The 25,169-nt window shown below is 50.1% G+C and carries 21 protein-coding genes; 13 read left to right on the top strand and 8 right to left on the bottom strand.

Annotation, left to right across the window (positions count from 1 at the left end):
- Positions 1 to 364 precede the first annotated feature (364 nt).
- Entirely contained in the window at positions 365 to 1,537 is a 1,173-nt protein-coding gene (locus AC286M_RS23975; protein WP_488206790.1) for an ATP-binding response regulator, read from the top strand.
- A 74-nt stretch (positions 1,538 to 1,611) separates the two neighbouring features.
- Entirely contained in the window at positions 1,612 to 2,994 is a 1,383-nt protein-coding gene (locus AC286M_RS23970; protein WP_488206789.1) for an aldehyde dehydrogenase, read from the top strand.
- Between the two features lie 248 nt (positions 2,995 to 3,242).
- Here AC286M_RS23970 and AC286M_RS23965 read toward each other — a convergent pair whose 3' ends face one another.
- Positions 3,243 to 4,088 (bottom strand): hypothetical protein, encoded by an 846-nt coding sequence (locus tag AC286M_RS23965; protein ID WP_488206788.1) that lies wholly within the window; start codon positions 4,086 to 4,088, stop codon positions 3,243 to 3,245.
- Between the two features lie 412 nt (positions 4,089 to 4,500).
- Between AC286M_RS23965 and AC286M_RS23960 the strand changes: the two genes are divergently transcribed.
- From AC286M_RS23960 to tatA, 4 genes are all read left to right on the top strand, one after another.
- Entirely contained in the window at positions 4,501 to 5,349 is an 849-nt protein-coding gene (locus AC286M_RS23960; protein WP_488206787.1) for an alpha/beta fold hydrolase, read from the top strand.
- A gap of 237 nt (positions 5,350 to 5,586) precedes the next feature.
- A complete protein-coding gene (locus AC286M_RS23955) occupies positions 5,587 to 6,447 on the top strand; it encodes an Npun_R2479 family HD domain-containing metalloprotein (protein ID WP_488206786.1) in 861 nt (286 codons plus the stop codon).
- 178 nt (positions 6,448 to 6,625) lie between these two features.
- Positions 6,626 to 7,069: a photosystem II protein PsbQ gene (gene psbQ / locus AC286M_RS23950; protein ID WP_488206785.1), complete on the top strand. Its 444-nt coding sequence runs from the start codon at positions 6,626 to 6,628 to the stop codon at positions 7,067 to 7,069.
- A 181-nt stretch (positions 7,070 to 7,250) separates the two neighbouring features.
- Positions 7,251 to 7,436 (top strand): twin-arginine translocase TatA/TatE family subunit, encoded by a 186-nt coding sequence (gene tatA / locus AC286M_RS23945; protein WP_488206784.1) that lies wholly within the window; start codon positions 7,251 to 7,253, stop codon positions 7,434 to 7,436.
- Between the two features lie 173 nt (positions 7,437 to 7,609).
- On the opposite strand, the gene cphA is transcribed toward tatA, so the two are convergent.
- A complete protein-coding gene (gene cphA / locus AC286M_RS23940; protein WP_488206783.1) occupies positions 7,610 to 10,330 on the bottom strand; it encodes a cyanophycin synthetase in 2,721 nt (906 codons plus the stop codon).
- A 293-nt stretch (positions 10,331 to 10,623) separates the two neighbouring features.
- On the bottom strand, positions 10,624 to 11,442 hold the full coding sequence (locus tag AC286M_RS23935) for a cyanophycinase (RefSeq protein ID WP_488206782.1): 819 nt from the start codon (positions 11,440 to 11,442) through the stop codon (positions 10,624 to 10,626).
- Positions 11,443 to 11,955: 513 nt separating this feature from the next.
- Here AC286M_RS23935 and trmD point away from each other — a divergent pair.
- The 4 genes from trmD to AC286M_RS23915 all read left to right on the top strand — a co-directional run bounded on the left by trmD (position 11,956) and on the right by AC286M_RS23915 (position 17,107).
- Positions 11,956 to 12,654, top strand: a complete 699-nt coding sequence (gene trmD, locus AC286M_RS23930; protein WP_488206781.1) for a tRNA (guanosine(37)-N1)-methyltransferase TrmD — start codon at positions 11,956 to 11,958, stop codon at positions 12,652 to 12,654.
- A 259-nt stretch (positions 12,655 to 12,913) separates the two neighbouring features.
- Positions 12,914 to 13,390 carry a 2-C-methyl-D-erythritol 2,4-cyclodiphosphate synthase gene (gene ispF, locus AC286M_RS23925; RefSeq protein WP_488206780.1) on the top strand — a complete coding sequence of 159 codons (477 nt, stop codon included), beginning with the start codon at positions 12,914 to 12,916 and terminating at the stop codon, positions 13,388 to 13,390.
- Between the two features lie 194 nt (positions 13,391 to 13,584).
- Positions 13,585 to 15,348, top strand: coding sequence for an ABC transporter substrate-binding protein (locus tag AC286M_RS23920; RefSeq protein WP_488206779.1), 1,764 nt, complete (start codon positions 13,585 to 13,587; stop codon positions 15,346 to 15,348).
- A gap of 121 nt (positions 15,349 to 15,469) precedes the next feature.
- Positions 15,470 to 17,107 carry a 2-isopropylmalate synthase gene (locus AC286M_RS23915; RefSeq protein WP_488206778.1) on the top strand — a complete coding sequence of 546 codons (1,638 nt, stop codon included), beginning with the start codon at positions 15,470 to 15,472 and terminating at the stop codon, positions 17,105 to 17,107.
- A 77-nt stretch (positions 17,108 to 17,184) separates the two neighbouring features.
- On the opposite strand, the gene AC286M_RS23910 is transcribed toward AC286M_RS23915, so the two are convergent.
- On the bottom strand, positions 17,185 to 18,405 hold the full coding sequence (locus AC286M_RS23910; protein WP_488206777.1) for a site-2 protease family protein: 1,221 nt from the start codon (positions 18,403 to 18,405) through the stop codon (positions 17,185 to 17,187).
- A gap of 457 nt (positions 18,406 to 18,862) precedes the next feature.
- Positions 18,863 to 19,126, bottom strand: a complete 264-nt coding sequence (psaK, locus tag AC286M_RS23905) for a photosystem I reaction center subunit PsaK (RefSeq protein WP_488206776.1) — start codon at positions 19,124 to 19,126, stop codon at positions 18,863 to 18,865.
- A 122-nt stretch (positions 19,127 to 19,248) separates the two neighbouring features.
- On the opposite strand from psaK, the gene AC286M_RS23900 reads away from it, so the two are divergent.
- On the top strand, positions 19,249 to 19,908 hold the full coding sequence (locus AC286M_RS23900) for a phosphoribosylanthranilate isomerase (protein ID WP_488206775.1): 660 nt from the start codon (positions 19,249 to 19,251) through the stop codon (positions 19,906 to 19,908).
- 184 nt (positions 19,909 to 20,092) lie between these two features.
- On the opposite strand, the gene AC286M_RS23895 is transcribed toward AC286M_RS23900, so the two are convergent.
- The 3 genes from AC286M_RS23895 to AC286M_RS23885 all read right to left on the bottom strand — a co-directional run bounded on the left by AC286M_RS23895 (position 20,093) and on the right by AC286M_RS23885 (position 21,784).
- Positions 20,093 to 20,740 carry a hypothetical protein gene (locus AC286M_RS23895; protein ID WP_488206774.1) on the bottom strand — a complete coding sequence of 216 codons (648 nt, stop codon included), beginning with the start codon at positions 20,738 to 20,740 and terminating at the stop codon, positions 20,093 to 20,095.
- A 161-nt stretch (positions 20,741 to 20,901) separates the two neighbouring features.
- A complete protein-coding gene (locus AC286M_RS23890; RefSeq protein ID WP_488206773.1) occupies positions 20,902 to 21,570 on the bottom strand; it encodes an HAS-barrel domain-containing protein in 669 nt (222 codons plus the stop codon).
- A gap of 16 nt (positions 21,571 to 21,586) precedes the next feature.
- Positions 21,587 to 21,784 (bottom strand): NAD(P)H dehydrogenase subunit NdhS, encoded by a 198-nt coding sequence (locus tag AC286M_RS23885; RefSeq protein WP_488206772.1) that lies wholly within the window; start codon positions 21,782 to 21,784, stop codon positions 21,587 to 21,589.
- 195 nt (positions 21,785 to 21,979) lie between these two features.
- Here AC286M_RS23885 and AC286M_RS23880 point away from each other — a divergent pair, with 195 nt between their 5' ends.
- Both AC286M_RS23880 and AC286M_RS23875 read left to right on the top strand, forming a co-directional pair.
- A complete protein-coding gene (locus AC286M_RS23880) occupies positions 21,980 to 24,559 on the top strand; it encodes a PAS domain-containing sensor histidine kinase (RefSeq protein WP_488206771.1) in 2,580 nt (859 codons plus the stop codon).
- Between the two features lie 80 nt (positions 24,560 to 24,639).
- Positions 24,640 to 25,089: a response regulator gene (locus tag AC286M_RS23875; protein WP_488206770.1), complete on the top strand. Its 450-nt coding sequence runs from the start codon at positions 24,640 to 24,642 to the stop codon at positions 25,087 to 25,089.
- Positions 25,090 to 25,169: the final 80 nt, after the last annotated feature.

The following is a 25,169-nucleotide window of genomic DNA, read 5'->3' as shown; positions in this document are numbered from 1 at the left end:
TTTTGTCTCTCGTAGCCAAAAAACAATCGACAAAAATATTTGATGCGCCGTTGCTCAGCAAACGAATTGAAAGTTTGCAAGAAGCACTTTGCGTCTTGTATTAGTATCTCATCAAGATAAGTAATCTGCGCTCTGTCAATTATTTATCTAGATTTTAATTGGTTAGAAGTTGCTTGAAATTTACTTGCTTTTCGTTTTCACCTAATGTGGAAAAGGCAAATAAATTTCAAAATACTTCAAAACGTAGTAGGAAAGTGAACCATCCAATTGCAGCTCACAATCGAGTTGGTTGTGTGACTTCTATTGGTTGTCTTTCTTGCTTGAAACTGTGTATAGCGCTTATAAGACTTAGCTGTTGGAAAATATGGTTTACTCTTCTCATTCGCAGCAGAGTGATCGCATCTTAGTTGTTGATGATGCTCCAGATAATTTGTTCCTGGTTCAGTCCATTTTGCAGGACGAAGGATATATTGTTGAGGTCGCTGATAACGGTGCCAAAGCACTTGATCTAATTCAAAAATCGCCACCCCAGCTCGTGCTGCTGGACGTGATGATGCCTGGAATGGATGGATTTGAGGTGACTCGCATTATTCGGGAACAACAAAAATCTGAAACTCTGCCGTTTATTCCTATCTTATTGATTACAGCCTACGATGAGCCGAGTGTTGCCAGGGGCTTGGATATTGGGGCCGATGATTTTATCCGCAAGCCAGTTGAGTTTGATGAACTGCTCGCACGAGTGCGATCGCTGATTCGGCTCAAGCATAGTGTCGATGAGCGTGACGAAATTGCTCGTCAGCGGGAAGATTTTGTCTCTCGTTTGACCCATGACTTACGGACTCCCCTAGTTGCTGCCGATCGGATGTTGGATCTGATGCAGCAAGGCTATTTAGGAGAATTGTCCGAAGAAATGGAAGAAGTGGTCGTGACGATGGCTAGCAGTAACAAAAATCTGCTGGCGATGGTTAACCAGCTTCTGGAAGTCTATCGGTATGAAGCTGGCCGTAAATCGCTGAATTTTAGACCGACTGATCTGAAGGAAGTTGCACAAGAAGTGCTGCAGGCGCTCGATCCGCTGGCGCAGGAAAAAAGCTTGCAGCTGATTTTGGAGGAAGAAACGCCATCAGATTATTCCTACGTTGTGCAGGGCGATCGGCTAGAGCTGAATCGCATCATTACTAATTTGGTTGGTAATGCCATCAAGTTTACTGATTCTGGCACTGTGACAGTGCTTCTGATGGGAACGGCTCCTGGGCAGTCTAACTCTGGTCAATCCAACTCCATCGTCAAAGTAACGGTTAATGATACGGGGCCAGGGATTCCACCTGAATCTCAGGCCGATCTATTTCAACGGTTTCAGCAGGGTCGGCACGGTCGCTCAGGCAGCGGGTTGGGGCTGTACTTATCCCACCGCATTGTTGAGGCGCATGGTGGCGAACTGAGCTGTCTTTCAGAAGTGGGTAAAGGTAGCTCATTCACGGTCAAGATTCCCGCGAGCCACCAGGCGAACAATATGGCCAGCCGTGTCAGTCAGTGATCAGCCAGTGACAAGTTAGCAATGCACAGGTGACATATAACCGTTAACAGTCAGTTCAGGAGTAAACAAGAGCAATGGTTCAACTGGCAGCAGTCTCTGCGACTGAGCGTTTGCGGCAACAGCGGGATTTCTTCAGTTCAGAACAAACTCGCTCGCTTGATTTTCGATTACGGCAGTTGCGGCAACTGAAGCAAGCCGTTCTCGATCATCAAGACGCGTTGATCGAAGCGCTGAGTCAGGATTTGCGTAAACCTCGGCTGGAGTCCTACCTGACGGAAATTGCCGGAATTCAAGAAATTGACTACGCGATCAAGCATCTCAAGTCATGGATGAAAATCCGCCGTGCATCAACATCTTTGCAGCTCTTTCCGGCTGCGGCGCGCATCTATCCAGAACCGCTAGGGGTGGTGCTGATCATTAGTCCCTGGAATTATCCAGTACAGCTAGCAATTTCGCCGCTGATCGGTGCGATCTCAGCAGGCAACTGCGCCATGCTCAAGCCCTCTGAAATTGCACCTCATACCTCAGCCGCGCTGGCCAAGATGATTGAGGCGACGTTTGATCCCGCTTATATCAGCGTTGTGGAAGGTGGGGTTGAAGCCAGTCAAGAGCTGCTGGAGCAACCGTTTGACCACATTTTGTTTACAGGCAGCACCCAGATCGGCAAAATCGTCATGGAGGCCGCAGCCAAGCACCTCACGCCTGTGACGCTGGAGCTGGGCGGCAAGAGTCCCTGTATCGTGGATGCTGATGTTGACCTGGAAACGACAACGCGTCGGATTGCTTGGGGCAAGTTCATCAACGCGGGCCAAACCTGTATTGCGCCTGATTATGTCCTGGTTGATCAGGCAATTAAGCCGCAGTTTATGGAGCAGCTCACAGCTCGGATTCGTGAATTCTTTGGCGATAATCCGGCTGAAAGCCCAGATTTTGGTCGCATTGTCAGCGATAAGCACTTCCATCGCTTATCAAACCTGCTGCCCTATGGTGAAGCCGTGACTGGCGGAGCCGCAGACGCTGCCGATCGCTATATTGCCCCGACGGTGCTAGATAAGCCTGCGCTGGACTCGCCGCTAATGCAGGAAGAAATTTTTGGCCCGATTTTGCCCGTTTTGGAATACGAAAATCTAGAAGATGCGATCGCATTTATCAACCAGCGGCCTAAACCGCTAGCGCTGTACCTGTTTACGCGCAATCCGGACAAGCAGCAAACGGTTTTGCATCAAACTTCGTCCGGCGGCGTGTGCATCAATGACACGATTATGCAGATTGCCCCCTATGGCCTGCCCTTTGGCGGCGTTGGTGACAGCGGCATGGGAGCCTATCACGGCAAAGCGAGTTTTGACACGTTCTCTCACTATAAAAGCGTGCTGAAGCGCCCATTTTGGCTGGATCTAAAGTTCCGGTATGCGCCCTATGGCGACAAGATTAAGCTGATTAAAAAGCTGTTTGGCTAGTGTAATACCAATCCTTTGTGAAGCTGCCCTGAACAAGGGGCTTAAGCCCCTTGTTATACAAGCGTTTGTTCTGTTCATTTTCAATTTGGATTGGTATAAGGTCTATGCTTTTTAAGTGCTGAGTGCTGAGGACGGAGTGGCACGAATACGCCTTACTCCTCTCTCCTCACGCCTCACTTCTTGAAGTGAATAGCTTCCTTTACAGCCCTCTACAACCCTTTACAGCCCCTTACAACCCTTTTTCCTTCTTACTTTTCAACCAACGCATCACGCTCCGCGAGAGCGGCAATTTGGCGCAGGATTTGGTTTTGTTCTTGCCCTAGTTTTTCCAGGCGATGTAGGAGTTGAACGATCTCCTTACTGTTATTTAGAGGCGTTAATTTCTCCGAATTGACGGTGTCTAAATTGATCGTGTCTAAGTTAACGGTCTCTGAATTAACAGCGTCTGAGTTGATGGGTTTTGCACCGTTCAAAATTACGTCTTCGCCTTGAGTGGTACTGCTTAAAAGTAAGCGATTGACTGCGATATGTTTTGAGGGGATGGGTTTGGATAGGTTTGCATGGATCGAGAAATTGGGCTGCTTCCAGAGGCGCGATCGCACTTTTCCCACAGCTACAGCCCCCAACCGAATCACTTGACTGGATAACCACTGGCCCAAGATCAGCGGTAACCGAATCAGCATCTGCCAAAACTGCCGCGTCAAATCCGCCACGGCTTGCAGCAGTCCCCAGAAGAGAAAGATACTCGTCACCGTCAGAATCAGGCCCCAAATTGGATGGTTCACCAGCCAGTGAACAACGGGATGGTCAGTTAACCACGCTTGAATGGAATCTGCGATCGCATGTTGAAATCCATTCACGGCTGCCTGCGGCATTTGGCCAATTTGACTGGTTTGATCCCAAAATGAATTCACGGTCTGAGTTGTGCCATCCATCACGGTTTGTAGCGTCTGTTCGGTGTTGGCTTTGAGCGTTTCGGTCGTTGCCTGAACCTGATCGCGCATCTGATCAACGGTTTGGCTCGTTGCATCCTGCATCTGCTGAACGCGCTCTTGCCACTCCAGCAGCATCGAGCGATCGAACATCTCGGACATCTTCCTGATCCCGCTGAACATAGTCATACGCCCAGTATAGGGAGCGGCCCATCTGCTTGGGAACGAACGTTAATGAAAACCAAGATTTAGAAATGGTTTTTGTAGGGACACGGCATGACGTGTCTCTTCAGGGAAAACGTTTTTGTAGGGACACGGCATGACGTGTCCCTACGAGATCTTTAGCCCTCTACAGCCTCACAACGCTTGCTTAGAAATCTCTCAGGACGGTAAGCTCAATCCAATTACCTTCTGGCAGTGGGTCCAATACCTGCTGGATCTGAATAGAGAAAACTCACATCTTGCACTAAAACCCAGAAGGGTTGTTTTGCCGCCGCATCGCGGCGGCAAAACAACCTCTTCCGGTTTTCAAAGTGCAAGATGTGAGGAAAACAGTTTATATAGGAACGTTGGAATGACAGTTGAAGAAAAGAATATTAAAGCGGGGCAATTTACATGGTTCTATCGGGAGGCCAATCCCATGAATCCCAGCGATAAGCCGCCTGTCTTACTGCTGCACGGGCTAGTGTCACAGAGCTATAGCTGGCGCGAGACGATGAAGACGCTGGCTGAGAAAGGCTTTCGTGCGATCGCACCTGACTGGTTAGGATTCGGCTTCTCTGAAAAGCCTGACAAGCGGGATTTTGGCTATACCCCAGAAGCGTTTTTGCAGGAATTGAGCCTATTTATTGATGCGCTGGATTTACCCAAGTTTCACCTCGTCGTGCAGGGATTTGTCGGATCAACGGGATTGCTCTATGCGCTGAGAAATTGCGATCGCATTGATCGGCTGGTCATCCTTAATACCCCATTATCAACTTCGGCTAAACTGCCCTGGAAGATTCGCCAGTTTGGCATTCCCCTTGTCGGCGATATGCTCTGTCAAGATCCGCTGCTAGTCGATCGCACGCTCGAAGGGGCAGGCCCATATCAGGTTGCTGACGCTGATTTAGACGTGTATCGTCGCCCATTTCTGAAAAGTTCGGATGCTGGGCGTTCGTTGATGAGCACCGTGCAGCGGTTGAATCTAGCGGATGTCACAGCGGAAATTGAAACAGGTTTTCAGCAGTGGTCAGTGCCGACCCTCGTTGCTTGGGGCGTCTCCGATAAGTGGTTGACTACCGAAATGGCTGAGCAGTTTGTTGAGTCGCTAGAAAACGGCAAACTGGAGAAGATGGAAGAAACGGGCCACTACGCCCAGGAAGACTGGTGGGAAAAGGTGTGTGATGCTCTAGTGCCGTTCCTGCGCCAACAAATTGTGTAGTTGAAAGGTTGCAAGGTTGAAATGCGATCGCACAGTTTGTCATGCAAAAGCTTGTCATTCAGTTACATAGCCGGAATTTTGTCACCAAGTTGTGTAATCAACAGACAACCAAATAGTGCGCGATGGGAGAGAGTTTGTCTACAATCAAAAGCAAAGCTGCCAAATGCGCCTAGAATCTTGCGTTCTTCAGTTATTTACAGTTCATTCACAGCCTAAATTGTTCCCAGACTGCCTCTGATGCTGAATCCCAACAAGCTGCTAATTGAAGAATTTGTCCAAGCCCTGCGGCAGGGATATTCGCTGACCTATGGCGGTCTTAAGCCTGACTATGCCGACATTATTGCCTGGGTCGGCAACATGGGGCTGGAAAATATTGCCAACAGCAACGCGCTCTACCACAACGTTGAACACACCATCTTTGTCTCCCTCGTGGGCCAAGAAGTGCTGCGAGGCAAGCATATTCGCGAAGGTGGAGTTTCCTGTGAAGACTGGCTGCACTTCATGATTTCGCTGGTTTGTCATGACATTGGTTATGTCAAAGGCGTTTGTCGGGGCGACAATATCTTGGCTCGAATTTACGCCACTGGCCGATTTGATGAAACGGTGACGCTGCCACCGGGATCAACGGATGCAAGTCTTACCGCTTTCCATGTTGACCGGGGCAAGCTGTTCATTGAAGAGCGCTTTGGCGGTCATAATCTGATTCAGGCCGAAACGATTAAGAAAAACATTGAGCTGACCCGGTTTCCAGTGCCGCTGGATGGTGATCACCAAGACACGGTTCACTATCCTGGACTGGTGCGCGCCGCCGATTTGATTGGTCAGCTCTCCGATCCGCGCTATCTGCAAAAAATTCCGTCGCTGTTTTACGAATTTGAAGAAACGGGCGTCAATAAAACTCTGGGCTACCGTAATCCAGAGGAACTGCGGCAAAACTATCCCAGGTTTTACTGGAAAAGCGTTTATCCTTACATTGGCCCCGCTATTGGCTATCTGCAGCTTACCTTAGAGGGCAAACAGATCCTGGCCAATCTTTACGCTCACGTGTTTGAGGTGGAGCATGAATACCATCCCAAACCGCTGCAGTTTGGCATTTAATCTCCCCTTCAGGAGCTCAATCCAAAATATATCAATCGATATAGAGACAGTAGCGAAGAGCTTCCCTGATAACGTAGTAATAAGAACATGATTTTCTGAGTAAAACGCTTGCAATGCAAGCGTTTTACTCAGAAAATCACACGTTTTCACGAAATACTAAATGCAAGGAGGATTAACAATGCGACGACTCCGGGCGCTTTTAGCAGTAGCCGTTGCGATTTTGACCATTGGACTAGCGGGCTGTGGCAGCAACGTGAACACCCCACCGCCGACCTACACCAGCGAACAGGTGCAGATGATTGAGACCTACGGTGCGGGTCTACAGCGATTGCGCGATCGCATGCCAGAACTGCAATCTTATCTAGATCAGAAAGATTGGACAAACGTCCAAAACTTTATTCATGGGCCATTGGGAGATCTGCGATCGCGCTTATTCCGGTTATCCCGGACGCTGCTACCTGCGGAACAAGCCGAAGCGGCTGAATTGGCCCGTTCTCTTAATAATCATCTCGTTAAGATTGATGGGGCAGCGGACATCAAGGATAGTGCGATCGCCTACCGCGAATATCAGGACGCACTCAACGACTTTGATACCATCTTGCAGCTCATATCAGAGGTATAGTCTGGCTACCAGCTTTCTCGTGAGTAATTTAGCTAAATTTTGCCAGACTGAAGCAGTCTGAAATCTGCTGATAAAATCTCCAAGTAGCATTTTGCGCCAGGTAAGCAACGTTTGCTTGGCGCAAAACGCTAAAATTAGTTTGCAATGGCGAATTCGGTATTTAATACTGGGGAGACTTGGCATGTTTGGACTCGGCTGGCCGGAAGTAGGCATCATTGCGATCGTCGCAATCCTGATCTTTGGCCCAAAGAAAATTCCCGAATTAGGTAGTGCCTTGGGTAAAACCTTGAAAGGCTTCAAGGAGGAAATGAATACCCAGGATGAAGAGGACGCCGTTTACGAAGAACTACCCGAACAGCGAGATTAGTTGGACTATTTATCAACTTTCGTAAAAAGAGCAAGCCGCGCGTATGCGCGGCTTGCTCTTTTTGGCATTTAAGATGGAAACCAACGGTAGGGGCGGTTTTTGCTGATCAGCTCTGCTTGAAATCAATAACCTACTGCTAAACCCGCCTTTACCCAACGTTGGGCTTAGCTAACTTAGCTATTCGTCTCTACATACTCTGAGGAATCGGAATCTGTCTCAGCCTCGCTAGTCGGCTTCTCCGATGAATTCTTGGCATGACTAGACGAGCCGCTTAGGGACGTAGGCTTACCGCCCTTTTCCTCGATCAATTGCAGTGAGCGACTCACGCTTTCCGGCAGAATCACAACTAGACTACCTTCGGGTGCTTCATCTAGAGCAACATTGATCGCTCGCGTTTCCTCCAGAATCGTTTCACAGGAGCAGTCAGCTTCTACGCTTTCGATTCCCTCCATGATCAAGTCTGCTGCTTCACCCCGAGGCCGACCCCGCGTATCATCATCTTCCTTAACGAGAATCTGATCGAACATGTCAGCCGCTAATTTGCCCAACTCGACAAAATCCTCATCGCGCCGATCACCAGGCCCACCAACGACGCCGATGCGCTTACCCGGCCAGTTCTTCACAAAGCTAGCTAAAGCCTCATAGCTAGCCGGATTGTGGGCATAGTCAACCAGGGCATGGAACGAGCCAAGATTAAACAGGTTCATGCGGCCAGGGGTGCGGCTAGAAGATGCCTCAAAGGACAGCAGGGCCGCACGAATTGCTTCAATATCGACACCGTGAGCAAACGCGGCCAAGCTCGCCGCCAGGGAATTGGCAATCTGGAACGGTGCTTTGCCGCCCATTGTCAACGGAATGTTGACGGCCTGCTCAATCCGCAGCACCCAGTCACCTTTCAGAATGGAGAGATAGCCGTTTTCATAAATCGCGGCGAGTCCCCCTTGCTGAATATGAGACTTCACTAGCTCATTTTCAGCGTTCATGCTGAAATAGGCGATCTGCGCTTTCACTCGCTTGGCCATGCCCACAACCAGCGGATCGTCAGCGTTCAAAATGGTATAGCCGTCGGGTGAAGCCGTTTCCGCCACTACGCTCTTGAGATAGGCTAAATCTTCAACAGTTTCGATATCGCCAATGCCCAGATGATCAGCCGCTACGTTCAGCACGATGCCGACATCGCACTGCTTAAACGCCAGCCCCGATCGCAACAGGCCACCTCGGGCCGTTTCCAGGACAGCCACTTCGACCGTAGGATCTTGCAGGATAACCTGAGCGCTCTGTGGCCCAGTGGTATCGCCTTTTTCAACTACATAGTCGCCAATGTAGATGCCGTCGGTCGTAGTGTAACCAACTACTTTGCCCGTTTGCTTAAACATGTGAGCCAGCAAGCGGGTCGTCGTCGTTTTTCCGTTCGTGCCCGTAATGGACAGGATGGGAATTCGACTGGGACTGCCCGGTGGGAACAGCATGTCGATTACCGGGGCTGCAACATTGCGCGGTAGTCCCTCGCTGGGCGAGAAGTGCATCCGGAAGCCCGGAGCGGCATTGACTTCAACAATAACGCTGCCTGTTTCCCGCAGCGGCTTTGAAATATCCGGCGTAACGATATCAATCCCCGCGATGTCCAAGCCGATCACTTTGGCGACCCGCTGAGCCAGCCAGACATTCTCGGGGTGGATCTGATCGGTGCGATCGATGGCAATGCCGCCTGTGCTCAAGTTGGCCGTTGCCCGCAGGTAGCACACTTCTCCTGCCGGTAAAACGGTTTCCAGGGTATAGCCTTTGCGCTCTAACAGCTGCCAGGTATTTCGATCCACCTCGATGCGAGTCAAAATATTGTCGTGCCCTTCGCCCCGCCGAGGATCGCGATTAGTTTCGTCGATCAGTTCTTGAATGGTTGATTGCCCATCACCAACCACATGGGCGGGAACTCGTTCGGCCACTGCTACTACAGAACCGTTAACGACTAGAACTCGGTGATCAGAGCCACGATAGTACCGCTCAATAATGACGCCACGGGAGATTTCGCGCGCCACATCGTAAGCAGCGATCGCATCTTCCCACTTGTCGATGTCAATCGTGATACCGCGTCCGTGGTTGCCGTCCAGCGGTTTGACCACAATCGGATAGCCACCCACATCTGCGATCGCATCTTCTAGTTCGTCTAGATAGTAGATCACCGTGCCGCGCGGTACTGGAATCGCGGCTTCTCGCAGAATCTGCTTGGTGCCTTCTTTGTCGCAGGCTAACTCTACGCCCAAAATACTGGTGTTGCTGCTCAGGGTTGCCTGAATGCGCTTTTGATGCACGCCGTAGCCGAGCTGAATCATAGCGCGGCTCTGGAGCGGAATCCAAGGAATCCCGCGCAGATCAGCTTCCTGGACAATATTGTCGGTGCTAGGCCCTAATGCTGCCTCTGCCCACAGTTCCCGCAGATCAGCCAGATCCTTCTCTAGCTCTTCCCGAGGATAGCGCCCATAGTCAATGATGCTTTGGCACATGCGAACAGCGGCCCGTCCGGCATAGCGTCCGGCCTGCTCGTCTAAATATTCATAAACGACGCGATAAATACCCGGTGTAGCGGTTTCTCGGGTGCGCCCAAACCCAACGGGCATTCCGGCTAGCGTTTGCAACTCTAGAGCAATGTGCTCAATCACATGCCCCATCATCGTCCCCTCTTCAATCCGCTTGAAGAAGCCCCCGCGACAGCCCGGTGAGCAGTAGTGCTCAACTAGGCTGGGCAACAAATCCGTCATTTCTTCGTAGAAGCCGGGGATTTGATTGGTGGGTGTTTCGGCCAGCTCATCTAAGTCAATCCGCATTACAATCAGCTTGTGATAACGGATGCTCCAGTAGTTGGGGCCACGCAAAGTCTGAGTTTTAAGGATCTTCATGTGCAATATCCAGCAGTCTTCTGAGGGTAAGGGTGCAGCACCTACCTAGTCTCAGACCTCAAAAAGTTTCTAATCTGTTCACAGTAAACAGTTTTATCGTGAAGTTTTATTTGGAGAGACGAAACAGTGAGGCCGAAACCGATAGTCAGTTAGGGATTTGGGCAAACTCTAGCTCTGGATCTCATCTTATGGAAGCGTTATCTCCTCAACCAAGTATCTTCAGCAGGATCATGTCGATTTGTAGGGGAATAGATTGCTTAAGTGTAGTAAGCAACTGAAATCGCCGAAATCGTTTAAGCGCTTTGCGGCGGGATTGATTTGCGGTGTTTCAGATCAAACCGATCGCCGTGGGTCAGATAGTGAACGCTCAAGTTGTGCAGGCTAATCGGATCATCTGCGCCAATATCGGCTTGATTAGTGTAGGTGCAGTGCCCTGGATCAATCACGCTGACCACGCCTTTGCCAATCACTTGAAAAACTGAGTCATTCTCAAACATGGCACAGGTGTCTTCGTCAATGCCAATTCCCCAGCGATCGGGATGCATAGCAATGGCGCTGATTAAGCGAGCCATCCGATTTCGGTTGTGAAAATGCTGATCCACGATGACATCGGGCAGAATACCCAGCCCAGTCGCCATATCCACTAGAGAGCGATTCGGTGACTCACCGCTGCCGCCGCCCGCAATCATATGGTGGCCCATGACAGCCGCTCCAGCACTGGTGCCTGCTAAGGTGATTTGCCCCAGTTGCGCCCGCTGGCGAATCAGCTCCATCACAGGCGTGTCGGCCAGCAAGCCACACAGCCGTAGCTGGTCGCCACCCGTCATAAAGACGCCCGTCGCGTCCTCAATTCGGCTTTTCCACAGCGGATCTTCGCCATGATCGCGATCGCGAATATCCAGCACCTCAATCGTGCGTGCGCCCATGTCGGTGAAAATGTCACGATAGCGACTTGCGATCGCAACCGGTTCACGGGAAGCACAGGGGATCACGGCGATATTCGCGTCTGTTCCACCCGCTCGCTCAAAGAAGGTGTGGAGAATTTCTCGCCCGTGGATCTTGTCTTCAGCACCGCCAATTACCATCACGGCGGTTTTCGTGGATTGAGGCATTCTCGAAAGAGGTTGAGACTCTAATTGCAGCATGATTGAGTGTATCGCGATTACGTTGAAATATGCGCTGGCTCCAGTTTTTTACTCTGATCAGCGACGAATTGCGAGAGAGCAATTTTTAGGCTAAGTAGCTAGACGCAACCTATCATTTTACTCAAGCTTGAAATTGATAACTATGCAAACCACTTTCCATGCACATCGTTTAACGGTTCATGACGTTTTAGTATTTTTACTATTGAACATTGAACCAGATTGCCGCTGACCTCTACCGTCTAATTTGCTGCGTTTTGTGGCAAAAACATGGCAAAAACAGTTTAGAGGATGTGCAATCGCGGTTTGAGTGCTGAGAATTGAGTGCTGAGGAGTCGGTTCTGGGTATTGAGAGTTAGGTACTAGGTACTAGGTATTAGGTACTGTGTGTTGGATGTTGGTCTTTCTAGCCCTACTCCTCACTCCTCACTTCTCAAAGGCTGATTAGTATTGAACTTTAGGTCAAAATTTAGGCGTTCACTTGTGCGGATTGATATTGTCACGTTATTTCCAGATTTCTTCACATCGCCGCTACAGAGTGGGCTGTTGGGGAAAGCGTTAGCCAATGATATTGCGTCGGTTTATTTAACTAATCCCCGCGATTTTGCGCTGGATAAGCATCATCGGGTAGACGACGAACCCTATGGGGGCGGAGTGGGCATGTTGATGAAACCAGAGCCAATTTTTGCGGCAGTGGAGTCTCTGCCCTGTTTGGCTCAGCGGCAGGTGTTGCTGATGACGCCGCAGGGTGAACCGATGCGCCAACCCCTGTTTCGCGAACTAGCGGAAAACTATGACCAGCTTGTGTTAATTTGCGGCCACTATGAAGGGGTAGATGAGCGGGTTCTGAATTTAGTTGATCGAGAAGTGTCGCTGGGCGATTTTGTTTTGACCTGTGGCGAAATTCCGGCACTGGCGCTCGTCAACGGCGTGATTCGGCTGCGGCCTGGAACGGTTGGTAAGGTGGATTCTCTTAAATACGAAAGCTTTGAAGCCGGACTGTTAGACTATCCGCAATACACTCGACCCGCCGTGTTCCGCGAGTGGGAAGTGCCAGAGGTGCTGCGATCGGGAAATCATGCTGCGATCGCACAATGGCGACACGACCAACAGGTGCAGCGTACAAAAGACCGCCGCCCTGATTTGTACGAACAGTGGCAGCAGCAAAATGCTGACCCGTAAATCGCGAGATAGTTTTGCAGCGGCACGCATTGCGTGCCGCTGCAAAACTATCTCGGGGTTGAACCCAAATTACATATTGAGCAACTAGACACGGTAGCTCACATCTTGCACCTTATACGCTGAGAGCCTGAAAAGGTTATTTTGCTGCCGCGATGCGGCAGCAAAATAACCTTTTCAGGCTCTCAGCGTATAAGGTGCAAGATGTGAGGTAGCCTGAATTTCGGTGGAATTTATTTCTAACGGGACGGCTACGCACGCTATGAACATTCGGATTGGCAACGGCTACGACATTCATCGACTCGGCTCCGGTCGTCCCCTCATTTTGGGCGGCGTTCATATTCCGCATGAGCTGGGCTTAATCGGTCACAGCGATGCAGATGTGCTGATCCATGCCATCATGGACGCCATGCTGGGTGCCCTGAGCTTAGGCGATATTGGCCTTTACTTTCCGCCCACTGAGCAGCGCTGGGCTGGAGCTGACAGCACCGAACTGCTCGCCCAGGTGCATCAACTGATTCAGGAAAAAGGCTGGCAAATTGGCAATCTCGATACGGTGGTGGTTGCTGAACGGCCAAAGCTGAAGCCACACATTCAGGCCATGCGCGATCGCATTTCTACTGTTTTAACCATTGACCCCGATCAAGTCGGCATCAAAGCCACCACTAACGAAAAATTAGGTCCTACTGGACGCGAAGAAGGCATTGCTGCCTATGCAGTGGCTTTGTTAACCCGCTAAACCCGTTACTAACTAGTTAATAACTACACGCCAGTACACGCTCGTACATTCCAGAAATTAGTCAATTTTGGATCTTGATATAGGTCAAAAAATTGAAGCAGGATATTACGTTCACAATGTGCAGCAACATGCCTACTTTGGGTTTTGGTGCAAAATGTGAATAAGGTAAAGCTCACAGACTTAGGAACATCGTCATGCCCTCTTGGTTGCGTAGCTGGTTATGCGGATTATTAATTTTGGTGCTCAGCCTCCCTCTGGCAGGCTGTAGCTTAGAAGCCTTTGAAACCGAGGCGGCTCAGGTTCCCCAATTAGTTGATAGTAACCTCAGCGATCCTAAAACGTTTAACCCAGCGCTGAGCCAAGAATCACCCAATATCTTTCCGTTAACCTTTGATGGATTAATTGAAGCCGATGGACTGACGGGTGACATTCAGCCTGCTCTGGCTGAATCTTGGGAAATTTCTGACGACAATCTTCGAATTACATATACGCTGCGACCGAATCTAAAGTGGGCCGATGGTGAACCCTTGACGGCTGATGACGTCATCTTTAGCTACAACGAGGTATATCTCAATGAGGAGATCCCAACGGGTTCTAGAGATATTCTTCGGGTTGGCGAAAGCGGTGCGTTGCCAGCCGTGCGCAAGCTCAATGACCGCCAGGTAGAGTTTACGGTGCCTGAACCCTTTGCTCCGTTTCTCCGCGCAACAGGGTTGGAAATCCTGCCTGCACATCTATTGCGGGAATCCATCTTAACCAAGGATGCTGAAGGCAATCCTTTATTTTTGTCAAAGTGGGGAACTAACACACCTGCTGAGCAGATTATCGGTACAGGTCCTTATCGTTTGGCCCAGTACGTAACGGGTGAACGAGTCATCTTCGAGAAAAATCCCTACTATTGGCGCTCTCCTGATTCAGGTGCTCCTCAGCCCTACATCGATCGCGTGATTTGGGAAATCGTGGAGTCTACCGAAACTGCGCTGATCCAGTTCCGCTCTGGAGGATTAGACGTGACGAGTGTGGCACCTGACTATTTTTCTCTGTTGAAACGAGAAGAAGATCGAGGTAATTTCACAATTTTTGAGGGTGGTGCGGCACCCGGCACAACGTTTATCAGCTTTAACTTGAACAAAGGAAGCCGTAACGGCGTACCACTAGTTAATCCGATTAAGTCGGCTTGGTTCAACGCGCTCGAATTCCGCCAAGCCATCGCCTATGGCCTCGATCGGCAAAAGATGTTGAACAATATCTATCAAGGGCTAGGAAAACCCCAAAACTCACCGATTTCGGTGCAAAGTCCGTACTACCTGCCCCCGGAAGAGGGCTTGCCAGTTTATGAACATAATCCAGAACGGGCCAAGGAGCTGTTGCTGAGCGCAGGCTTTACCTACAACAGCGACGGCGAACTGCTGGACGCTGAGGGCAATCGCGTCCGGTTTACGCTGATCACCAATTCGGGCAACAAAATCCGAGAAGCGATGGGTGCCCAGATTAAACAGGATTTAGCAGCGATCGGGATACGGGTTGATTTTCAACCGCTTGCGTTTAATGCGCTAGTGGCAAAGCTGACAGACACCTTAGATTGGGACTGCCACTTAATTGGTTTCACAGGAGGAGTTGAACCCAATAATGGTGCAAATGTTTGGCAGCCAGATGGTACTCTTCATTCGTTTAATCAAAAGGAAACGCCTGGGCAAGAACCGATTGAAGGTCGGGTCATTGCGGACTGGGAGGCAGAGATTGGCCGTTTGTATACGCAAGGAGCCCAAGAGCTGGATGAGGAAAAGCGCAAAGCCATCTATGCTCAAACACAAATTCTGGCCCAGGAGTATTTGCCGTTTATTTATTTAATCAATCCCCTTTCTCTAGCAGCCGTCCGTAACGATGTTCAAGGTGTTAAGTATTCTGCCTTGGGTGGAGCGCTATGGAATATCCATGAGCTACGGATAGAGGAATAGGATCGTCTACAAAACACAACATAAACCACATAAACCGTTGATCTCGGTTGATATCAATCGAAGTCTGCACATTAGAATGGATCTGTTATCCAAAATCATTCTGAGTTAGTGCTGGTTTGCTATGACTACATCATCCCAAAGTCCAGAGCGCATTCTGATCTTTGATACCACCCTGCGAGATGGTGAACAGTCTCCGGGAGCAACGCTTAATGTTGAAGAGAAGCTAACCATTGCGCGTCAACTGGCTCGGCTGGGTGTAGACATCATTGAAGCGGGTTTTCCCTTTGCTAGTCCGGGGGATTTTGAAGCGGTTCAGCGGATTGCCGAGCAGGTGGGGACAGAAGATGGCCCCACAATCTGTGGTTTGGCACGAGCCACTCGCCAGGATATTGAAGCAGCGGCCAATGCCCTCAAACCAGCAGCCCACTGGCGTATTCATACCTTTATTGCCACATCTGATATTCACCTGGAATACAAGCTGCGTAAAACTCGACCAGAGGTACTTGCGATCGCAGAAGAGATGGTCGCTTTTGCCAAGTCGTTTACCAATGATGTGGAGTTCTCACCGGAAGATGCGGCTCGCTCTGATCCGGAATTTCTGTATGAAGTGCTGGAACGTGCGATCGCAGCTGGAGCGACGACGATTAATATTCCCGATACCGTTGGTTATACGACACCCAGTGAATTTGGTGGCCTGATTCGCGGCATTAAGGAAAACGTGCCCAATATTGATCAGGCCATTATTTCAGTACATGGCCACAATGACTTGGGCTTGGCCGTTGCTAACTTCTTGGAAGCGGTGAAGAATGGGGCGCGGCAGCTCGAATGCACGATTAACGGCATCGGCGAACGAGCAGGCAACGCAGCGCTGGAAGAACTGGTGATGGCGCTGCATGTGCGGCGGCAGTTTTATAATCCTTATCTCGGTCGTCCACCGGAGTCGGAGGAACCGCTCACTCGCATCAACACGCAGGAGATCTACAAGACCTCGCGCCTGGTTTCTAACCTGACAGGTATGCTGGTACAGCCCAACAAGGCCATCGTTGGCACCAATGCCTTTGCCCATGAGTCCGGTATCCACCAGGACGGCGTGCTAAAGCACAAGCTGACCTATGAGATCATGGATGCCCAGTCGATTGGGGTGAACACCAATCAAATTGTCTTGGGTAAGCACTCCGGTCGCAATGCCTTCCGCACTCGCCTGCGGGATCTGGGGTTTGAAATGGATGAGCAGGCGTTGAATAAAGCGTTTATTCGCTTTAAGGAACTGGCTGACAAAAAGAAAGACATTAGCGATCGCGATTTGGAAGCGATTATCAACGATGAAACGCAGCAGGCCCCTGAGCATTTCCGGTTGGAACTGGTGCAGGTATCCTGCGGTGACCACGCGCGGCCCACGGCTACTGTTACGCTGCGTACTCCAGAGGGCGATGAGCTGACGGATGCAGCCATTGGGACTGGGCCAGTGGATGCGGTTTATAAGGCAATCAACCGCGTCGTAGACATTCCGAATGAGCTGATTGAGTTTTCGGTTCAGTCTGTCACAGCAGGCATCGATGCGATCGGTGAGGTGACAATTCGATTACGCCATGAGGATCGCGTCTACTCCGGTCATGCCGCCAATACCGATATTATTGTGGCGTCAACCCATGCCTATTTGAACGCACTGAATCGGCTCTATGCAGCGCTTCAGCAGGTCAAGTCGCTCCATCCTCAGCGCCAAGCCGTTGATCCGGAAGTCGCAAAAGCACGAGTTTAACTGGGGATAAATTAGCCATTCCAAACAAAGGGCCGCGCGACGCGCGGCCCTTTGTTTGGTTAATGTTCACACTAAACTTAATCTGCCATTGATTTTGATAGAGCAGACAGCTTCAGGCCGGGTGGGTAAGCACCTTCTTCTTTGATGCGCTGAATCAGTTCTTCTGGAACTTTGAGATTGATTTTCTGAGCCAATGCTCGAACAATATCACCCCGGTCAATGGTTCCGGCGACGGCATCAGCAGGTGTGAGAATCGTTAAGCGCTGGAGCTGCTCTTCATCCAGCCGATTGATCACTTCAGTAATGGGAGCCGATTCGCGCGCGGATGGGATTTCGGTCAAAGAGTGGGCGATGTCGGCAACTCGCAAAACGTCCCATTGACTCCGCTCGATAGACCGCAAATCATCGACCGATATAGCTCCACGGTAGCGACCGTTGGATGCTGCAAAGTACATGGGAGGTCGGGAGTCAGCCATCAGCACGTACTGGTCGGCAAACTCTCGTAGCGTCAGGTCAGCATCAACGACGCGAAAATCGCGCATCATGGCATCGGCAGATGTTAAGCCTGACAGCGCTTCTTGTAAATCGGTCATACGGCTGTAGGCGCTGGCGTTCCGGATACAGAAGCCGCCGATAAAGGCAATCCACAGCATGGAAATATTGCCGGAGATGAAGAAGTTAGAAACGCCAATGGCAACGGCTATCCAGCCTAGAATCAATCCGGTACGAGCAGCCCATCGCACACCCGCAAATCGATCATTGGTGATCTTCCAGACCAGAGATTTGAGAATTTGGCCACCGTCTAAGGGCAGACCAGGAATGAGGTTGAATAGGCCTAAGACGAGATTGATTTGAGCAACGCTGCTGGCAATTAGCCGCACGCTGGGGGGAGTAATTGTGAGCACGCTGACGGCAGCTAGCAGCGCAAACAGGATGAAACTAACGGTTGGGCCTGCGATCGCAACTTGAAAAGCTTGACCCGGCGTTTTCGATTCGCGGTCAATGGCGGCAATGCCACCAAACAGGAAGAGGGTAATGGAATTGACGTTGATGCCCTGCGATCGCGCCACTAAGCTGTGACCCAGTTCATGCAGCAGCACCGAGCCAAACAGCAACAAAGCCGTCAGCAAGCCTGCCAACCAGGCAATACCGCTACTCCAGTTCATTTCGCTTAAAACAGCAGGTGACTGCCAGTCACTACCGTAGGCAAACGCCACTAGCGTGACCACGATCAGCCAAGAGGGATCGATATAAAATGGAATGCCAAAGAGGGAGCCTATTCGCCATCCAGATTGCATAGAGACTGTCCTTAAATCCGATGAATGGGGCGGGGATTACCGATGATTTATTTTTTGTGAAAAGCTCGTATATAGTAGTCATCTTGGTTAGACCGTTGGGAAACTCTGAAAATGCTCCAACGTTCACGTTTAAACGCTGGATTTTGTAAATGTCTCAACCACAATGGCAACGGCTACACCAACTTTCCACAAAAAATAAAACTGGTTCTGACTTGCAGGTTCGACATATCCCACTTAACCCGCCAGATGTCTATATTTTATCGAAGTTCTCAATGCAAGGCCGGGTGTGGATAACCGCAGATTTGGGCTTTGGAGACCCCCACCCCCGACTTCTTTCCCAGAGCTTTTTGCCAGAGTAATGGGGTGAGGGTCTTGTGTTATTGGTTAACCGGAATTCTTATGAACAGATGCGATCGGTAAATTAGGATGTCGTGACAACAGGTCAACTCGGTTAACGTTAGAGCAAACCTGCATTGGACAAGCCCAAAATCATGCCAGCGCCTAGCAGATGGCCAAAACTAGCGGTAGCAAGCAGTTCGGGGACGCCAAAACCTGTGAAAATAGCAGGAAGTTCAACGGGCAGGGATGGGCCAACCCCGCGTTTTTGAATTGCGTAATAGCCAATCACAATGGCAAATACGTTGCAGGTGATCATGACCGCAGCCACTTTCCATGACCATTCTGTGGTTTGGGCAACAGCGGCAAGTAGTGCAAAATCCATGAGGTTTATTCTCCAGACAAGTCACCCGAATTATAAAAAAGCGGGCACACAAATCTATGATTTATTTAACAGAGTTCACACAGCTCAATATTCGTTAGGGTTCTTAATCGCCAATTGGATGTATGTTACGAATTAAAATCTGCGGGATTACTCAGCCGGATCAGGGAGTTGCGATCGCACAGTTGGGAGCAACGGCACTTGGGTTTATCTGTGCGACGAAGTCGCCCCGCTTTGTGACACCAGAGCAAATTGGGGCCATCGTTGATGCCCTACCGCTGAATGCGGCTGGAACTTACACCGTGGATCGAATTGGCGTGTTTGTGAATGCTGACCTGGCGACGATTGAGCAGACGGTCAACCTGGGGCGGCTCAATGGCGTGCAGCTGCATGGAAATGAGTCCCCGGACGTTTGCGCCCAAGTTCGACAAGCGTTACCCGATATTGAGCTGATTAAAGCCTTTCGGATTCGCTCCAGTGAAGATTTAAGTGCGATCGCAGCTTATGAACCCGTGATTGATGCGTTGCTGCTGGATGCTTATCATCCTCATCTGTTTGGTGGCACGGGAAAAACGCTGGATTGGCAAACGCTCCAGACGTTTCGACCCAGCCGCCCCTGGTTTTTGGCAGGCGGTTTGCGCCCTGATAATGTCCAAGCGGCTTTGCGTCAGCTCTCGCCCAGCGGCATTGACTTATCTAGCGGCGTCGAGCGTTCTCCGGGCGATAAAGATCTGGTAAAAGTCGCTAATTTATTTGAGCAACTTAAACCCGCGCTCGTTGATTAGCAACGCTTTAGCAGGTGCTGTTCAATCAGGTTGAATTGATAGCCATCGTCACGTTGATGGAGACAGTTACGAAATCCAATACGAAATCCAACGCTTGAGCGTTTGAACGTTATCAGAGTTTTCCAACGGTCTAACCGATGTGACGACTGCTATGACTTGGCCAGCGTTCCAAAATTAAGCTGAACTAGCGGCATTCGAGAGATGTAAACACCTGCTCCGCCAGTGCATTTGCATTCTCACCACTAGCTTGTAACCAGGCAAAGCGGCTTGTTCCGTCGTAAGCGACAACGGTAGAGTAGGTCGTTGCAGGTTCTGCCGACTGTCCAGTTGATGCACTGCCTTCTTGAATGAGGACGGAAACCGTTTCACCACAGAGTTGGCGTTCTTCAATCCGCTGATCCTGGGTTTCAAACTGCTGCTGATCAGACAGGCTGTCTTGGAACCCTTCCAGGAACTGCTCCTGCGTTTGTTCGGTTTGAAAAGCGGGCGGCAGAGTGCCGACCATCAGCATGATCTCCGGCGGCTGATTGGTATCCGTGACCTGAATCATTTCGATGCCGAACATATTTATGGTTAGTAAACCCTGCGATCCACCGGGAATTTCGTAGTCAAAGACTGTGCGGGCTTTGGCTTCGACTTCTTCTGGATCCATTGAAAAGTTGAGCTGGCGGAAGGCAAAAAACGTCGTGCCTGCAATCAGCAGCACAAATAGGAGGAAAGCTCCACCGCAGCCAATCGCCACCCACTTCCACACGTTGTTACTTTTGGGTACGGACGATTCAGCAGAGGCGGACGATTCAGACGGTTTAGGATTGGGTTGAAAGTCAGTCATCCATCTCACCCGCTTGAAGTTAATTAACTGTCACCTCAGATTTTGCGCCGCTTAATGATTAACGGCAATCAAACCTTAGTCGAACGCGTGCGATCGCAACCTCTGTAACAGCGTTGTGACAGCGTCAAACTAGATGTTGTCCAAAATCTAAATGGTGTAACTCAAGGGTGAATCTGGCTGAGAATCATCCGCAACCGATCGTAATCATCCTTTAACAACAGGTTGAGCATGCGGCCCGTTTGCACCAGCCAGGCCCGTTCGGCCTTCCGCAACTGATATACCTCTCGGATGGTGGCGGCAACCAGGCTATCGACAGGCGCGCCGGGGACTTGCAGCAAAATTCGCAGGAAATCGAGTTCTTCGGTGAACTGAATCACGTCAGTGCGATCGCACCGATGCACAGCTTGATGCACCTGAGGTGGACGGGGCGGCAAATGCTGATAGATCAGATCGCTCATGCGGCGCTGACCATTGCGACCAGAGGTTGTTGGCCGAAATCCCACAATCGCGGCCCGGAACTCTGTCTTCAGCATGGCAAAAATCTGCGGCTGCTGCTCTCGCAGTTCCGCAAGGGACATGCCCAGCGCCCGCGCCCGATGCACAGAATCAATCGGTGAGGTGGTGGCATAGTAGACAACCGCAAAAATTTGGTTGCCGGACTCTTCATCAACCGCCTGCACCCAACTGCCAAAGGGCGGCATCACCGGAAATCCCAAATCTTCTGGCTCAAGGCACTGGGCCAAAAATTCAGCCGTAGAGGTTTCCACCACCTCTGCAAAGTGATTGGGATGTCGGTCTTGTCGCTCAAACTGAGGCAGGGGAAGCCGCATGGGCAGTTACCGAAAATTACTTTTTCTTTTTACGTCCAGCCGTTGCATCGACCAGTTCAAGTTCAGACAGTCGGAAAGTAACGAGCTTGTCCCAGTTGCCGCCTTCGAACAAGACAGCCGCATGTCCATCTGCAACGCGCTGCACTTGCCCCTGAAATCGATAGTAGGTGTCGTCAGGATTAATGACGCAAACAGCAGAACCTGGCAAAATCATAGCGGTTTAGAATGCTTTCTGTAACGTTTCTTTCCTTAGCTTACATGAATGTTTTGATTTTCATATCTTGCATCTTGCCGCAAATCTTGGGGCGGTTAATGTGGTTTCTGGGTTGAGGGTAAGAGTTGAGGTGGCAAGATGTGAGATTTCCCTTCAAGTTCAACCATCGGTTCACACTATGAACAGTTTTACACTATGAGCATTTGGAGCGGGGTTTACACCAGCGTTTGTGCAGCCGATGACTTATTAAGTGTCTTGCCGTTACGGCTGGAATGGCTTGTAGTTGGCCTGCTGCTAACGCTAGGAAGCTTCTGGATAGGACGGTGGTCGCTTCAACGGAGCGATCCCCAGATTTGCGATCGCACCCAACCTGATCCACCAGCTCGCAGTTCTAATTGGGAGAGCCATGTGCAGCAACAAATTGCGGCTCTCCAACAGAGTAAGGAGCACTATCGGCAGTTGGCAGACGATATGCCGGCCTTAATTTGTCGATTCTTACCCGACAGCACCTTAACCTACGTTAATTCGACCTATTGTGAGTACTTTAATCAGCGACCAGAGGATTTAATTGGGCATCAGTTTCTAGATTTTTTGCCAGAGGAGGAACGGCCAGCGACCCAAGCACAGTACATGTCCCTCAGCCCTGATGCTCCCTTTGCCGTATACGAACATCCAACCGTGCAAGCTGACGGGAGTAGAGGCTGGCAGCACTGGGTTAACCGAGCCTTTTTTGATGAACAGGGCAATTTGACTCATTTGCAGTCAATTGGGTTAGACATCACCGAACAGAAACGACGAGAAGCGGAACAGGATCAAATCGCAGAAGCTCTCCGTCAAGAACGAAACCTACTCAGCCGCATTATGGCCATGAGTCCAGCCGGCATTGTGGTGCTGAACCCAACTGGGCAGATCACCTTTGCCAATGATCGGGCCACCCAGATTCTGGGTCTGACCAAAGATGAAGCCGTTGGTCGCACCTATAATGCACCCGTTTGGCAAATTCAAAGTTTAGATGGTTCTCCTCTGCCAGAATCGGAATTTCCCTTTGTCCGAGTGATGCAGACGAAACAGCCAGTTTTCAATGTTCAGCACGGCATTCAGACATCAGATGGTCAGCTCTTGCTGTTGTCCGTTAATGCAGCACCGTCCTTTGATGCATCTGGGCAGATCGATGGTGTGGTGGCGACCCTTGAAGACATCACTGATCGCAAACGAGCTGAAATTGCTCTGCAAGAAAGTGAGGCTCGCTTTCGGCAACTGGCAGAAAATGTCCAAGAAGTTTTTTGGTTATCCGATGTAGACATTCACCGCATTCTCTACATCAGCCCGGCTTACGAACAGATTTGGGGACGCAGTCTTGAGAGCATCAATACCGATCCAAAGTCGTTCCTTGATGCCATTCATCCGCATGATCGACAACGAGTGGTCAGTAATTTGAGTCATCCCCAGGCCCCCTTTGAAATTGAGTACCGGATTGTGCAACCGAGTGGTGAAATTCGCTGGATTCGCGATCGCGGTTTTCCCATTTTTGACGCATCCGGCAACGTTACGCGACGGGCAGGACTGGCACAAGATATTACTGAGCGCAAACAAGCGGAAGATAAACTGCGCCGTTTGACGGAGCGTCTAGAGTTAGCCATCCAGTCGGCCAATATCGGCATTTGGGAATGGGACTCAGCGACCGATTACCTGGTTTGGGATGACCGTATGTGTGCCCTTTACGGTATTCAAAGCTCAGAGTTGAATAATGTCTGGACAGCTTGGGAAGCACGATTGCATCCGGATGATCTATCAAGAGCCCGTTCGGTCGTTCAGCAGGCCCTAGACAACCAACAGAACTATCAGATGGAATTCCGCATCGTGCTGCCGGATGGTAGCATCCGCTATATTGCTTCCTATGCTCTGATGCAGCCTGAACCTGAGCGGAATTCAATTCGATTGGTGGGAGCAAATCTCGATATTAGCGATCGCAAACAGGCTGAGTTAGAAATTCGTCAGCTCAATGCAGCCTTGGAACAGCAAAATCGTGACCTAGAGAGGTTAGTGGCCGAGCGGACGGCTGAGTTGACGCGACGTACGGCTCAACTCGAAGCCAGTAACAAAGAACTTGAATCCTTCTCCTACTCTGTCTCCCACGATTTACGAGCTCCCTTACGCCATATTCACGGCTTTGTCAATGCGCTACAGCAGCGTTTACAGGGACAAGAGGTGCTAAACGATGCCAAAGTCGCTCACTATTTGCAGGTCATCGAAAACAGCAGTCAGAAAATGGCTCAGCTCATTGACGGACTACTGACCCTGTCTCGCATTGGCCGGAAACCCATTGTTTACGCTCCGGTTCCGCTCCGACAGCTAGTTGATGAGGCGATTGAAATTGTAAACGGTAATTTGGAAACTGTAGATGCAGTTAACTTTGTGATTGGCGCTCTACCAACTGTCATGGGAGATGCAACGCTTTTACAACAGGTGCTAATTAATTTAATCGGCAATGCCGTCAAGTTTAGTCGTCAGCAGGCACAGCCCCAAATCGAAATTGGTCAAGCCTCAGACGGAGCAATTTTTGTTAAAGATAATGGCGTTGGCTTTCAAATGAAATATGCGGATAAGCTGTTTGGAGCGTTTCAGCGCCTTCATGCTCAAACTGAATTTGAAGGCACAGGTATTGGGCTAGCGATTGTGCAGCGCATCATTCATCGTCATGGCGGCATCATTTGGGCTGAAAGCGAGCCACATCAAGAAACGGTATTTTACTTTACCCTTGATAACATTTCTTAAAAGTTTGGATGAACCCGTCCGTGAATGAAAGGTCGTTCATGGTTACATCCACTACGATCTGGGCAGTGGTGCAATGAAGAATGAACGTGGTGAATGTAGAGCCGACCCCGATTTTGTTAGTTGAGGATGATCCAAACGACATTGAGCTGATTCAGTTGGCTCTAGAGACTTATCACTTTGTCAATCAGCTGGATATCGTCATGGATGGTGAACAAGCGGTGAATTATTTGCTTGGTTCAGCCGACGATAGTACGCTCCGCCCTCTGCCCAGACTGGTTTTACTGGATCTAAAATTACCCAAAATTGACGGAATTGAGGTTCTACGCACGATTCGCAGCCACCCCCGTACACAGGATTTGGTGGTGGTGGTCATGACTTCTTCAGTGGAAAATCAAGATCTCAGTGCCTGCTATGAGCTGGGAGTAAACAGCTACATTGTCAAACCGCTCGATTTTCAGCAATTTGTAGATATAACCCGCCAAGTCGGTTTTTATTGGATGATGCTCAACCAGGTGCCACCACAAAACTAAGGAACGTGGATTGTGCAGCGTGGTTTTATAAGCATATGTTTCGATTCTGACCAAAACCCGCGATTTAAATGCATCGCCCC

The organism is Thainema salinarum CENA647, assembly GCF_057732415.1.
Note: the sequence above shows the minus strand (reverse complement) of the source record. Positions and strands in the feature narration are given on the sequence as shown.

What these genes read in the sequence shown, in the direction of transcription:
- AC286M_RS23975 (WP_488206790.1), top strand. Translation starts at nt 365, where the DNA reads ATGGTTTACTCTTCTCATTCGCAGCAGAGTGATCGCATCTTAGTTGTT.
- AC286M_RS23970 (WP_488206789.1), top strand. Translation starts at nt 1,612, where the DNA reads ATGGTTCAACTGGCAGCAGTCTCTGCGACTGAGCGTTTGCGGCAACAG.
- AC286M_RS23965 (WP_488206788.1), bottom strand. Translation starts at nt 4,088, where the DNA reads ATGTCCGAGATGTTCGATCGCTCGATGCTGCTGGAGTGGCAAGAGCGC.
- AC286M_RS23960 (WP_488206787.1), top strand. Translation starts at nt 4,501, where the DNA reads ATGACAGTTGAAGAAAAGAATATTAAAGCGGGGCAATTTACATGGTTC.
- AC286M_RS23955 (WP_488206786.1), top strand. Translation starts at nt 5,587, where the DNA reads ATGCTGAATCCCAACAAGCTGCTAATTGAAGAATTTGTCCAAGCCCTG.
- psbQ (WP_488206785.1), top strand. Translation starts at nt 6,626, where the DNA reads ATGCGACGACTCCGGGCGCTTTTAGCAGTAGCCGTTGCGATTTTGACC.
- tatA (WP_488206784.1), top strand. Translation starts at nt 7,251, where the DNA reads ATGTTTGGACTCGGCTGGCCGGAAGTAGGCATCATTGCGATCGTCGCA.
- cphA (WP_488206783.1), bottom strand. Translation starts at nt 10,330, where the DNA reads ATGAAGATCCTTAAAACTCAGACTTTGCGTGGCCCCAACTACTGGAGC.
- AC286M_RS23935 (WP_488206782.1), bottom strand. Translation starts at nt 11,442, where the DNA reads ATGCCTCAATCCACGAAAACCGCCGTGATGGTAATTGGCGGTGCTGAA.
- ispF (WP_488206780.1), top strand. Translation starts at nt 12,914, where the DNA reads ATGAACATTCGGATTGGCAACGGCTACGACATTCATCGACTCGGCTCC.
- AC286M_RS23920 (WP_488206779.1), top strand. Translation starts at nt 13,585, where the DNA reads ATGCCCTCTTGGTTGCGTAGCTGGTTATGCGGATTATTAATTTTGGTG.
- AC286M_RS23915 (WP_488206778.1), top strand. Translation starts at nt 15,470, where the DNA reads ATGACTACATCATCCCAAAGTCCAGAGCGCATTCTGATCTTTGATACC.
- AC286M_RS23910 (WP_488206777.1), bottom strand. Translation starts at nt 18,405, where the DNA reads ATGCAATCTGGATGGCGAATAGGCTCCCTCTTTGGCATTCCATTTTAT.
- psaK (WP_488206776.1), bottom strand. Translation starts at nt 19,126, where the DNA reads ATGGATTTTGCACTACTTGCCGCTGTTGCCCAAACCACAGAATGGTCA.
- AC286M_RS23900 (WP_488206775.1), top strand. Translation starts at nt 19,249, where the DNA reads ATGTTACGAATTAAAATCTGCGGGATTACTCAGCCGGATCAGGGAGTT.
- AC286M_RS23895 (WP_488206774.1), bottom strand. Translation starts at nt 20,740, where the DNA reads ATGACTGACTTTCAACCCAATCCTAAACCGTCTGAATCGTCCGCCTCT.
- AC286M_RS23890 (WP_488206773.1), bottom strand. Translation starts at nt 21,570, where the DNA reads ATGCGGCTTCCCCTGCCTCAGTTTGAGCGACAAGACCGACATCCCAAT.
- AC286M_RS23885 (WP_488206772.1), bottom strand. Translation starts at nt 21,784, where the DNA reads ATGATTTTGCCAGGTTCTGCTGTTTGCGTCATTAATCCTGACGACACC.
- AC286M_RS23880 (WP_488206771.1), top strand. Translation starts at nt 21,980, where the DNA reads ATGAGCATTTGGAGCGGGGTTTACACCAGCGTTTGTGCAGCCGATGAC.
- AC286M_RS23875 (WP_488206770.1), top strand. Translation starts at nt 24,640, where the DNA reads ATGAACGTGGTGAATGTAGAGCCGACCCCGATTTTGTTAGTTGAGGAT.